The organism is Acinetobacter sp. CAU_H_56 (genome assembly GCF_058599425.1).
Genome location: NZ_CM178654.1, coordinates 1273541 through 1285162, shown reverse-complemented (window position 1 = coordinate 1285162; position 11622 = coordinate 1273541). Strand labels below are relative to the sequence as shown.

10 protein-coding genes are annotated in these 11622 nt (G+C 44.1%); 3 read left to right on the top strand and 7 right to left on the bottom strand.

Translation table 11 applies throughout. From position 1 onward, the window contains the following. Positions 1 to 160 precede the first annotated feature (160 nt). On the top strand, positions 161 to 1831 hold the full coding sequence (locus AC4MCC_RS06275) for an FMN-binding glutamate synthase family protein (RefSeq protein ID WP_004783900.1): 1671 nt from the start codon (positions 161 to 163) through the stop codon (positions 1829 to 1831). An 83-nt stretch (positions 1832 to 1914) separates the two neighbouring features. Here the strand turns inward: AC4MCC_RS06275 and AC4MCC_RS06270 are convergent, their stop codons facing one another. From AC4MCC_RS06270 to AC4MCC_RS06255, 4 genes are read right to left on the bottom strand one after another with little or no spacing between them, the layout of a single operon-like run. After that, complete coding sequence (locus AC4MCC_RS06270; RefSeq protein ID WP_005236036.1) at positions 1915 to 2958, bottom strand: alpha/beta hydrolase; 1044 nt, start codon at positions 2956 to 2958, stop codon at positions 1915 to 1917. After that, complete coding sequence (locus tag AC4MCC_RS06265; protein ID WP_180002226.1) at positions 2958 to 4097, bottom strand: YdcF family protein; 1140 nt, start codon at positions 4095 to 4097, stop codon at positions 2958 to 2960. The genes AC4MCC_RS06270 and AC4MCC_RS06265 overlap by 1 nt, the downstream gene beginning before the upstream one ends. Before the next feature lie 5 nt (positions 4098 to 4102). Continuing rightward, positions 4103 to 5140: a UDP-N-acetylmuramate dehydrogenase gene (gene murB / locus AC4MCC_RS06260; RefSeq protein ID WP_419374611.1), complete on the bottom strand. Its 1038-nt coding sequence runs from the start codon at positions 5138 to 5140 to the stop codon at positions 4103 to 4105. Between the two features lie 3 nt (positions 5141 to 5143). Further along, the gene (locus tag AC4MCC_RS06255) at positions 5144 to 5653 is read right to left on the bottom strand and encodes a low molecular weight protein-tyrosine-phosphatase (protein ID WP_419374610.1); all 510 of its coding nucleotides are present in this window, start codon (positions 5651 to 5653) and stop codon (positions 5144 to 5146) included. 118 nt (positions 5654 to 5771) lie between these two features. Between AC4MCC_RS06255 and AC4MCC_RS06250 the strand changes: the two genes are divergently transcribed. Further along, positions 5772 to 6929, top strand: a complete 1158-nt coding sequence (locus AC4MCC_RS06250; RefSeq protein WP_419364870.1) for an iron-containing alcohol dehydrogenase — start codon at positions 5772 to 5774, stop codon at positions 6927 to 6929. Positions 6930 to 6983: 54 nt separating this feature from the next. Next, a complete protein-coding gene (locus tag AC4MCC_RS06245) occupies positions 6984 to 7418 on the top strand; it encodes an acyl-CoA thioesterase (protein ID WP_104425981.1) in 435 nt (144 codons plus the stop codon). Between the two features lie 6 nt (positions 7419 to 7424). Here the strand turns inward: AC4MCC_RS06245 and dnaX are convergent, their stop codons facing one another. The 3 genes from dnaX to AC4MCC_RS06230 form a co-directional block, all read right to left on the bottom strand. Next, positions 7425 to 9512, bottom strand: a complete 2088-nt coding sequence (gene dnaX / locus AC4MCC_RS06240; RefSeq protein ID WP_491880122.1) for a DNA polymerase III subunit gamma/tau — start codon at positions 9510 to 9512, stop codon at positions 7425 to 7427. A 275-nt stretch (positions 9513 to 9787) separates the two neighbouring features. Then, on the bottom strand, positions 9788 to 10231 hold the full coding sequence (locus AC4MCC_RS06235; RefSeq protein WP_004783916.1) for a copper resistance protein NlpE N-terminal domain-containing protein: 444 nt from the start codon (positions 10229 to 10231) through the stop codon (positions 9788 to 9790). A gap of 83 nt (positions 10232 to 10314) precedes the next feature. Then, positions 10315 to 11565 (bottom strand): serine hydrolase domain-containing protein, encoded by a 1251-nt coding sequence (locus AC4MCC_RS06230; protein ID WP_419364874.1) that lies wholly within the window; start codon positions 11563 to 11565, stop codon positions 10315 to 10317. Positions 11566 to 11622: the final 57 nt, after the last annotated feature.

Here is an 11622-nt window from a genome sequence, read left to right as displayed (position 1 = left end):
TTTGGAAAATTTATTATCTATCTTGAAGTCAGGTATAACCACTATCATTCCATTTTCAGCAAGCTTATAAAATTAAAAAACAATTCTATGCTTGTATAAGCCAGGCAGCTCTGCACATTATTAAACGCTATCGTAGTGGAAATAGGGATTTAATTTCATAATGGCTAACCCTGCGCAATTAGTACGACACAAATTACTTAATACTTTCTTTTCACGGCATTCGGTCTGGTTTGCCTGCATCACCATCGCCGTTATTTTTACGATTTTTCATATCGGTTATGAACCGCGCTATATCTATTATTTTATGCCGGCAACTTTGGTGAATACCTTATGGATCGTCAGTATTCTGCTGAGCCTGCTAGGCTTATATGACGTCTTGCAGAACAGACATTCAATCTTAAAAAATTACCCGATTATGGGTCATTTCCGCTTTATCTTTGAAGAATTCCGTCCTGAAATTCGTCAGTATTTTATTGAAGCGGATCGGGATGCCCTGCCATTTTCACGTATGCAGCGCAGTCTGGTGTATCAACGGGCCAAAAATGAAAATTCAGATAAGCCCTTCGGCTCAATCATGAATGTCTATGAAGAAAACTATAAGTTTATTAGCCATTCCCTCACCCCTTGCAGACCTGCCGATCCAGAAACCTTCCGCATTCTGATTGGCAATGAGCAGTGTACGCAGCCCTATTCTGCTTCAATTTTGAATATCTCGGCTATGAGTTTTGGCAGTTTAAGTGCTAATGCGGTTCGGGCTTTAAATCTTGGTGCACAAAAAGGCAAATTCTTTCACGATACCGGTGAAGGTAGTATCAGCCCTTATCATCTGGAACATGGCGGTGACATTGTCTGGGAAATTGGTAGCGGCTATTTTGGTTGCCGGACCTTAGAGGGTCAGTTTGATCCGGTGAAATTTGCAGAAAAAGCCAAACTTCCTCAAGTGAAGATGATTGAAATCAAACTCTCACAAGGTGCAAAGCCTGGACATGGCGGGATTTTACCTAAAGCCAAGATTTCAGAAGAAATTGCTCAGATTCGCGGGATTAGCCGTGAACATGACTGTGTCTCACCTTCTGGACATCCGGCGTTTAAAACCCCGATTGAAATGATGAATTTCATTCAACAACTACGTGAGCTTTCTGAAGGTAAGCCAGTCGGATTCAAGCTTTGTCTGGGTCAACCTTGGCAATTTATGAGTATGGTGAAAGCCATGCTACATACCAAAATTTATCCTGATTTTATTGTGGTAGATGGATCTGAGGGCGGTACCGGTGCTGCACCAATTGAATTGATTGACTATATGGGTACTCCTTTAAGAGAAGGTCTTTTGTTTGTGCACAATACCTTGGTCGGTGCAGGATTGAGAGACAAGATTAAAATTGGTGCAAGCGGGAAAATTATCAGTGCCTTTGATATTGCTAGTACCATGGCACTTGGAGCTGACTGGGTCAATTCAGCGCGCGGATTCATGTTTGCAGTCGGATGTATTCAGGCTCAAAGTTGTCATACCAATCAATGCCCTGTGGGAGTCACTACTCAGGATAAAGAGCGTCAAAAAGCCCTGCATGTCCCGACTAAGGCCGAGCGAGTATTTTATTTCCATAAAAATACAATGCATGCCCTGTCTGAGCTAATCGCTTCAGCAGGTTTAAAACATCCTTCTGCTATTAAACCGCATCATCTGGCACAGCGAATCAGCAATCATGAAATCAAGAACTTTGCCCAGATTCATTTCTGGCTTAAAGAAGGTGAATTATTACACTGTGAAAATAAAGATGAGGAAAACTTTTATTTCCGTATGTGGAATATGGCCAAACTGGAAAGTTTTTGAGCCTATAAGAATCAAAACTTAGTCAAATTAGACAAGAAAAGGGCGTTTACTAAAACGCCTTTTTTAATTGAGAGCGAGATAATTTAATAATAGGTCTTACTGCCATGCGCATGTAAAAAGGCTGGAATTAAACCCGTTAATGCTGCACGAATATCCGCGCGTTCATTAATCAATTGATGTGAACCTTCTTCCAGCATTAGCAAAGTTTGCAGGCGGAACTTGCGCCGGATAAATTCAATATTGTAACGCCAGTCCACTGTCTGATCCTGAGCACCTTGAGCTAACCAGACAGGGATTCGACAGGCTGGACGTGCTTCCATTTCCAGCATCCAGCGTGACATCGCCAGAATCCAGTCCATACCCATCATGCGGGGTTGTAAAGGATCTTTGAGTCGGATAAAACGTAGAAATTCAGGATTATGGTTATTACGGCGGAAATGACGTGGTACTTCACGCTTGATCCGGCTGATAATGCCGAGTCCGAGCGGATTATGCCACCAGGCAGTTTTAGCCGGACGAATCAACGGTGACAATAACAGCACGCGATCTACAAACGGATTTTCGCGTCGTTCTGCAAATTCGAGCAAATGGTGCATCCAGATCGCACCACCGGTACTTTGTCCAATACCGACCCATGGTTTAGGTAATTGCTCGGCATGCTTCACATAACGATATACCGCATGCAAAACCTGCTGGTAATGATCAAAATTCTGGATACTGGCAGATGAACCATCGCTGAGACCATGCCCCGGCAGGTCATAGGTCAGGACGCTAAAGCCCTGTTCCAGCAACTCACGTACGATCGGCTGATAAATTCCGCTATGTTCCAGATATCCATGTAATAGAAACGCCGTTCCCTGAATCTTGTCAAAACGGGTATTTTCCAGATTAGGTGTAAATACTTGCACATGCAGTTTAAACAGCGGCATCTGTACATAGCCCTGCCAATGCTTGCAATCCAGCAAATCAAAGCCATACAGTCTGCGATAAGACAGCAGATCAATAGTCGGCTGGTCATCCCTATTCAGGTTTAAGGGCTGCAAAAGCTGTGGCGTTGTTTCCCTGCTTGGCACAGGTAAATCCAGCTGTTTCAGGATGGTCGGATTTAAAAACGGAATATCAGACATTAAGGCACCTCCCGACAGTCACTGGAGCCAAACCACATATCGCGGATAGTGGCCAGCATTTCATAATTGGCACGGCGACTATGATCATAATTTTGTCGGCTTGGACGCCAACGGGTCAAGGACTTCGGCATCGGTGCTTCCACTGGAATGGTTTGAATACCATTCAGTGCAAACAGACGACGGGTACGCGGCATATGATAACGGTCGGTAATCAGAATCACAGTCGGTGCCCCACCTTTTTTTTGCAATAATAACGAGCTGAAACGGGTATTTTCACAGGTATTCATGCTGCGGTCTTCAAGCAATTTGGCATCGACATTGTAATTTTGTAACCAGCGCTGCATATACGGCGCTTCCACACCACTCAATACGATCGGTAACTGATACTGTTTTTCAACTGCGAGTGTGGTTTCCAGACGCAAACGGGTATAGTCATTGACCACAATATCCTTACCATTTTCATGCAAGGTTAGACCCCCACCCAAGACCACAATGGCATAAGGTTTAGACTGATTGACCGGTTTCTGTTGCTGCTGTTCTTGCAGTAAAGCCAGATCTTCCTTGATTTCTTCTTTCGCTGTGACCTGAACGGCACTCGCTTCTTCATCTTCCAGAGGATGAGTCGTCAAGAATTCAATATATTGCTCAATGCGTTCTTTGTTTTCATTACTATCCCATTCCAGCAGTTCGCGGACCTTCTGAGTCGGGTCAACGGCTTCCACAGGTTCTTGCTGGGATAATAAAGGCACTTGTGCGGGTTGGTTCTGTTCTGCTTTTTCTTCCTGCTGTTCACGCTGATGTTCTTCAATCATCTGTTGCAGTATCTTGTAGCGTGCCTGAATCAGCATCAGATTGGACGAATGATTTTTCTGGATATCCTGCTCCATCACACGCAAATAAGCCTGACGGGCAATCCACTGATCAGAACCTGGTTCAAGCGTATCATCTTCACTCAGGGAAGCCATTTTCTGGCTTTGTGCTGCAACTTCGTTAATTTCAAAGGACACAAATCGATTGAGTCCCTTAACCACGAGCTGAGAATAAAATGGCGAATAGATCAACATCACCAAACAGCCGAAAAATACAAACAGTCCTGCGACGATTTGTACTAAACGGACCATCCAATGGGTGTTTTTCATATACGTTATTTATCCTGATGAGATCGAATTAAGCCTTTACAATCAAATAATACCGGTTCAGGTTCGAGCATAATCTTGAATTTGTCCCAGACAGCCTGCTGTACTGCGCCATAGGTTTGACGGACATCCGTCAGAGAAGCATGACCATAGTTCACCAGAACCAGTGCCTGTTTATGGAACATGCCTACTGGCCCAAGCTGTTTCCCCTTCCAGCCTGCCTGATCAATCAGCCAGCCTGCCGCCATTTTAACCTGATCATTGGCCTGCGGATAATGGGGCAAATTAGGAAAATGCACAGCAATTTGGTCAAAAACCTGTTGATTTACGATAGGATTTTTAAAGAAACTTCCCACGTTTGGAAATTCTTTAGGGTCAGGCAGTTTGCTCTGACGAATCCGGATCACCTGCTGCTGCAAGTTTTCTGCTGTGAGATTATCACCCACCGCTGCTTTAAGATCACCATAATTCAGTTTCAGATTTGCCTGTTTTAATAATTTAAAAGTAACATATGTAATCACATAACGTGTTGGATCATCTTTAAAAATACTATGACGATAGGAAAAATGACAGTCTGAGGCAGGAATGGAATCAAATTTTTTCAGCTTACGGTCATAGACCTCTACCGCATGAATAAATTCGCCGACTTCGACACCATATGCCCCAATATTCTGCACGGGAGATGCACCGACTAGTCCGGGAATCAGGGCCAGATTCTGCAGACCATAGAATTTCTGTTCTGTCGTCCAGAGTACGAAGTCATGCCAAACTTGACCCCCACCTACTCGCAGAAATTGATGCTGCTCATTTCCTTCCAGCATTTCAATGCCCTGGATATTCATATGCAGGACGAGTGCGTCAATCTGTTCTGGCAATAACATATTGCTACCGCCAGAAAGAATCAGCACATTCAGTTGTTGCTGCTCAGCAAACTCCAGTGCAGTAATCAGGTCTTCAGTTGATTGGATCCGGCTGTAGTAAGCGGCAATCGCTTCAAGATTTAGCGTGTTAAAAGGTTTAAGTTGAACCTGAGTCTGAATCTGCATGACTTAAACCTTTTCTGTTTGATGTTGTTTAAAAATTTCTACCCAGGCCTGACTGCTTGACTCACATTGGTTCAGGACACGTTCAAAACCATCTGCCCCACCATAATATGGGTCTGGTAAAGCCTGTTTTGGATAGTGCTGATCATGTTCACTCATTAAAGCAACCTGGGCACGCAGGCGTCCGAATTCTGCCTCTGCCTGATGCTGAAGCGCCTGAATATCTGCCAGATTTTCCAGATCCATCGCTAGAATCAGATCATAATCAATAAAATCATGGGTTTTGAGTTGACGCGCACGCAGGCCAGAAAGATCATAACCCCGTTTTAAGGCATGTTGCTGGCTACGCAAATCAGGTGCTTTCCCCGGATGGTAATTACTGGTTCCTGCTGAGTCGACCACAATATCGAGTTTCTGTTCATCACAATAATGTCTGAGTACCACTTCTGCCGTGGGAGAACGACAAATATTTCCCAAACAAACACATAACACCTTATATGGCGTTCTGGATGACATAAACAACCTCAGAGTTAATCATTTTCAAGATACTTATGTTAAGTTATTTACCTGATGAATCCTATATCACCGCCCCATAATAATTTTGTATTTGCGATAAAAATTAAAGGATAAAGACATGAATCGATTTCAGTTTCAAACCGTTCCCAACATCATCGCCGGCCTCGGCACGATTCAGGAATTATCCTCTATTCTCAAACAGGGCTGTTATCTGCGTGTTTTACTGGTCACTGATCCAGGCATGCTACAGCATCAATTACACCTGCCTATTCTGGAAATTATTGAAGATGCGGGACTGGATTATGCAATTTATTCCGATGTACAGGCCGATCCACCTGAGCATGTAGTGCTTGAAGCAGCAGATTTTGCCAAACAGGAAAATGTCGATATCGTAATTGGCTTTGGTGGTGGCAGCTCTATGGATGTCGCCAAGCTGATTGCAATCTTGAGTCATCCGGCACAGCACCAATCTTTGTCTGATCTGTATGGCGTAAATCAGGCTACTGGCCCCCGTTTGCCCTTGATTTTGGTTCCTACCACTGCAGGTACGGGATCTGAAGTTACTCCGATTTCAATTGTCACTACAGGTGAAACTACAAAAACCGGAATTGTGGCACCGATCCTGTTTGCAGATACTGCCATTCTGGATGCAACCTTTACCCAAAATCTGCCGCCCTTAATTACTGCTGCGACCGGCATTGATGCCATGGTCCATGCCATTGAAGCTTATACTTCTAAAATCAAAAAAAATCCCTATTCCGATATGCTGGCCAAGCATGCTTTGAAACTGTTAAATGCCAATCTACAACGTGTGCTGGACGATGGTCAGGATCTGGACGCACGTCAAAACATGCTGGTCGGCTCGATGCTGGCAGGTCAGGCCTTTGCCAATGCACCAGTGGGTGCGGTACATGCACTGGCTTATCCGCTAGGTGGACACTTCCATATTTCGCATGGACATAGTAATGCGCTGGTATTAACTGAGGTGATGAAATTTAATACACCGGATGCCAAAGCCCTCTATGCCGAACTGATGTGCTGGTTAGATCCACAAAGCAAAGGCTGTCATGATGGCCTGACTGACCTGTTTATCGATCATTTTAATAACCATCTGGTGAAAAGTGGCTTAACTCTGAAACTTAAACAGTTAGGAATTCCTGAACATATGCTGATGATCATGGCGGAAGATGCCATGAAACAAAGCCGCCTGTTACAGAACAATCCACGTGAACTTACTTTGGAAGATGCTTACAACATTTATCAGGCGATTTATTAAGTTTAGGATATTTTTAAACTCGGCAGACCTAGCCACTACAAGTTATTTTAAAATATGAAAGCAGCTCTTAAACAACGCGAACATTATTCATTTTTTCTGCCGATACAAACTCGTTGGGCAGACAATGATCTGTATGGCCATGTCAATAATGTCACTTATTACAGCTATTTTGATACGGCCGCGAATGCCCTCTTGATTCAGGAAGCCGCATTCGATCCCAAATATTCTCCAATGATTGGACTGGTGGTCAGCTCGCAATGCCAGTTCAATCAGGAGCTGTCTTATCCGGAAATTATAGAGGTAGGTGTCGCCATAGAAAAAATGGGGAATAGTTCTCTCAGCTATGATCTGGCAATCTTCAAAATGAACTCTGATACGGCAGCAGCTCAAGGCAGTTTTGTGCATGTGTTTGTCGATCGCTACACACGAAAAAGCACCCCGATTCCAGCTGAAATGCGGGATGCTTTAGCGCGTTTTGTCTCAGCCTAAAATATTTTATTTCAGCTGAATATTGTGCAACTCACCATCAAACTGTTCCAGCAAGTCACGTACAGCCGGTTCAGCATGCAGTAGCTCTTCTGCGCGTTTAAAAGCGCGTACTTTACGTTCTTGCTGCATGGTATATGGCGTTAACTGCTCTACATCTTCAAACTTCACCTGGAAAATGGTCTGCGGCCATTGTTCCCGCAAAGCTGCTTCCAGATGATGTTGTAACTGCGACAAAAGCGGTTGATAACGCTCTGGAATATGAAAGACCGATGCTGCATTAATCTGGCCGGTCATGATGCCATACTGAGCCAATTCCTGAACTGCCGGAGATAACTGGCTGTTACGGAACCAGAATTCCCATTTTTCTACCGTCCATTCACCCTGCATATCCTGTACCGGAATTTGCAGAATATCCTGCGGCATCAGATTACGGTCTGTAGAAATATTTGTATTTGCGATCTGAGCTGATGCAGCCTCTGTCTGAGTAGAAATTTCTGGCTGGCTTTCATCTGCTTTATGAATCACTTGTTCTGATTCAGGAATCGAAGTATCCAGACTAAACTCGGATTTTTGTTCTACTGTTGCAGCAGTATCATTGTCAGGAATGAATTCTTCTAAGAGAAAATCATCACTGCTGGCTTCAGGACTGGATGGAACAGGTTCTGCAGGAACATCGTCAAAACCAAACAGACCATCTTCCAGGTTTGGATCAAATAAAATTTGATCAGACTCAGATTGTTCTACCTTAGTGGATTCAGCCTGTATGACTTGAGACTCAGAATTGGTTTCTGGCTCGTCTTCATCCAGAAAGTCATCCGAAGATGGTTCAGACTGTGCAGTGACTGGATGATTATCTTGCTCGTCTTCATAGCCCTCATCTAAGGAAAAATCTTCTACAGCTTGAATAACCGGAACACGCTCCTGCTGCGTTATCTGGTTTTGCTGTGGAACTGATGCAGCAGGTACAGCTTGTGGTATCTGAGCTGTATTGGCTGGAATTTCATTGGGCTGTAACGGACGGAAGGCTAGCAAACGCAACACTGTCATCTCAAAGCCTTGCTCTTGCGTAACCGCGAGCTGTAGGTCAGCACGTCCTTTACAGGCAATCTGATAATACAGTTGCAAATCTTGTGCTGAAATCAAAGCTGATAACTGCATGATCTTTTGATTGATCTCGGCACTGTATTTCAGGCTTAAATCCGGCAGATATTGTAATAAAGCCAGTTCATGCAAGGTAGAAATCAGCTGATCTAAAACCAATGATACATCCAGCGCCTGTTGACGGAATTGCAATAATAATTCGCTAACACGTGCTTTCTGGTTCTGATGAATTGCCAGAATCAGATCGTAAATGATGGTTCGGTCGATCAAGCCCAGCATGTCTTTGACATCCTGATGCTGAATGGCACCCTGACCATAGGCAATTGCCTGATCGGTTAAGGACAAGGCATCACGAAGCGAACCCTGTGCTGATTCGGCAATCTGCCAGATCGCATCCTGATCAGCCTGAATGCTCTCTTTCGTCAGAATATTGCCCAAATGTTCGGTAATTTCATCAACGGCCAATGGACGCAAAGTAAATTGCAGACAGCGTGAAATGACGGTAATCGGCAGCTTTTGCGGATCTGTGGTGGCGAACAGGAATTTGACATGCTCCGGTGGTTCTTCCAGTGTCTTTAATAGAGCATTGAAAGAATGCGTGGACAGCATATGTACTTCATCGATCAGATAGACCTTAAATCGGCCTTGTGTAGGCGCATAAGGGACATTATCCAACAGCTCACGGGTATCTTCGACTTTGGTACGTGATGCCGCATCGATCTCAATCAGGTCAATAAAACGGCCTTCATTGACGGCGGTACAGGTCGGACACACCTCACAAGGAGTCGAAGTAATACCAGTTTCACAGTTCAAGCACTTCGCCAAAATACGTGCAATCGTGGTTTTACCAACACCACGCGTTCCCGTAAACAAATAGGCATGGTGCAAACGGCCACGCTCCAGTGCACTAGTTAAAGCACGTGAAACATGGTTTTGACCGACCAATTCGTTGAAATTGCGGGGACGGTATTTTCGCGCAAGTACTTGATACATGTATGCTCCTTTTTACAGGTCTAAGCATACTGTTTTTTTATAAAATAGTGAATGAATTAATCAGTTACGATCTGGAGAGATAGACCTATCAATCTGATTTAAATCAACTATCTTGAAGCTGTTTGCTCCATTTTTATGCCTGACAAGAATATCAGGATAGTTTTTGTATATTTGGAAAATAAAATATCTATTGATCTTCCATCTATTTGAGTAGATGAATACAATCTTAAAAATAAAAATTTCTGATCGAAGGTAAAGAATTGAGTTGAATCTGCTTAAGCGAATCGCCCTAAAATAAAATCACTCTGCATCTGGTAGCGTTTACCGCTTTTGTCTTCACGGATTTCCAGCACATGCTCTTCCAGATCAACATACAGTAAATTACGAGTCGCTACATTCACCAGTTCAATCTTCTGATGAGAATCATCCTGAAAACGAATCGGGCCGCTAAAGGTTTCCACCTCATTATGTCCACTCAGGCTTTCACGTTCTAAAGTATAAGTCTGATCTTCATGCAGGGTTAGCATGACAGCCATGCCCGGACAATCATCACAACGGGACAAGCAGCCCATACAAGGAGTTGTACCCTGATACTCTCCCGCCCATGCTGGAATCTGTGCCTTGGCTTCAACAATAGTATTTTTAGCTGACTGGGTTTGATCCTGACAACCGAATAAAGCACCGGTTGCCACTAAGGGAATCAGTATTACTTTTTTCATGGTTTCATTTCACAGCGCTGGAATTTGCCACAAAATAGCATATTTTAAATGACTGACTAAACTCCCAAATCAAGGATATTCAGTTATCGCCAGCCTTTTCTTCCTGTCAATACCGCATCAGCACAGCGCAAAGTTTCCTGCGTCAGCCCCCAAAGACGGTAATCTCCAGTCAATGAACCTGTTGGGAAATTATGGGTATAGGCAAAACTTAAACCGCGTTCTGGATCGCACCAGGCACCAGAACCGTTAAAGCCCATATGACCAAAACCTGTAGAGGCTTTACCCAATGTCAAAATACGGTGATAACCCAGCCGCCAGTGCATGGGCACAGGCATCACCCGATCACGACGGATATATTGCACCTGGCTTAGTCGCTGGAATACTGGAGGTGAAATCAACTGCTGGCCTTGCCAAGCACCGTGATTGGCCAACATCGCATAGATTTTTGCCAGACTGTCTGCAGTAAAGACCCCATTGGCTGAAGGAATAATCGCCTGTAATCCCTCATCACTAAAGAAGCTAAAATTCTTCATGCCTTTAGGAATCATGCCATCCTGAAAATCTTGGGGGCTCTGACCACTCCAGACCAGGGCGCGCTCCATTAAACCAGGTTTGCGTGCAGCTACTTTTTTGCTTTTAGAGTGTTGAGATGCAGATTTTGCTTTAAAGATCGGTCGCGCAACCCGAGGTAGTTCATCTATCGGCACACTAAAATAGGCACCATTTAATTGCAGAGGCTGAACTAAATATTCCTGCATTAATTGGCCTAATGATTTACCGGTTGCCTTTTCCAGTACTCCACCCACCTGCCAGCCAAAAGTCAAAGGTTGATAAGCGGCATCTGTCGTGGTCTGAAAACGTGGTTCAGCTGCCGCGATCCGCTCCAGCATGTGTGGCCAGTCAGCCATTTCAGTGGCATCATCAATAATATTACGGATATCAAATAAACCACTTTGATGGCTCAGCATATGTGCCAAAGTAATCGACCGTTTACCTTTCTGGGCAAATTCAGGCCAGTATTCTGCAACTGATCTGTCATAGTCCAGGTAACCCTTACTAACCAGAATATGCGCTAGAGTCGCTAGTACACCTTTGCCAGTGGAATAGCATAGTGACATGGTATCGGGCTGCCAGTTTTCAGTGGCAGACTTCTTTCCGGTATAAATATCGACAACTTTTTGTCCCTGAAAATATACGACAAGTGCTGCACCACCCTGTTCAGTACGTGCATCCTGTAGGCGGCTAAACTGACGAGCAAGGTCGCGAAAACGTGTATCAACATCGCCCTGATAATTATGCTGATCAGCAAACAGATAATCTTTGATTGGCTGCATCATTCTATCCATAGAATTTTGATCCCTTAAAATGAAAAAGCCTAAATCGAGTTTAGG

What these genes read in the sequence shown, in the direction of transcription:
- AC4MCC_RS06265 (WP_180002226.1), bottom strand. Translation starts at nt 4,097, where the DNA reads ATGAAAAACACCCATTGGATGGTCCGTTTAGTACAAATCGTCGCAGGA.
- AC4MCC_RS06230 (WP_419364874.1), bottom strand. Translation starts at nt 11,565, where the DNA reads ATGCAGCCAATCAAAGATTATCTGTTTGCTGATCAGCATAATTATCAG.
- AC4MCC_RS06255 (WP_419374610.1), bottom strand. Translation starts at nt 5,653, where the DNA reads ATGTCATCCAGAACGCCATATAAGGTGTTATGTGTTTGTTTGGGAAAT.
- AC4MCC_RS06270 (WP_005236036.1), bottom strand. Translation starts at nt 2,958, where the DNA reads ATGTCTGATATTCCGTTTTTAAATCCGACCATCCTGAAACAGCTGGAT.
- AC4MCC_RS06235 (WP_004783916.1), bottom strand. Translation starts at nt 10,231, where the DNA reads ATGAAAAAAGTAATACTGATTCCCTTAGTGGCAACCGGTGCTTTATTC.
- AC4MCC_RS06250 (WP_419364870.1), top strand. Translation starts at nt 5,772, where the DNA reads ATGAATCGATTTCAGTTTCAAACCGTTCCCAACATCATCGCCGGCCTC.
- dnaX (WP_491880122.1), bottom strand. Translation starts at nt 9,512, where the DNA reads ATGTATCAAGTACTTGCGCGAAAATACCGTCCCCGCAATTTCAACGAA.
- AC4MCC_RS06245 (WP_104425981.1), top strand. Translation starts at nt 6,984, where the DNA reads ATGAAAGCAGCTCTTAAACAACGCGAACATTATTCATTTTTTCTGCCG.
- murB (WP_419374611.1), bottom strand. Translation starts at nt 5,140, where the DNA reads ATGCAGATTCAGACTCAGGTTCAACTTAAACCTTTTAACACGCTAAAT.
- AC4MCC_RS06275 (WP_004783900.1), top strand. Translation starts at nt 161, where the DNA reads ATGGCTAACCCTGCGCAATTAGTACGACACAAATTACTTAATACTTTC.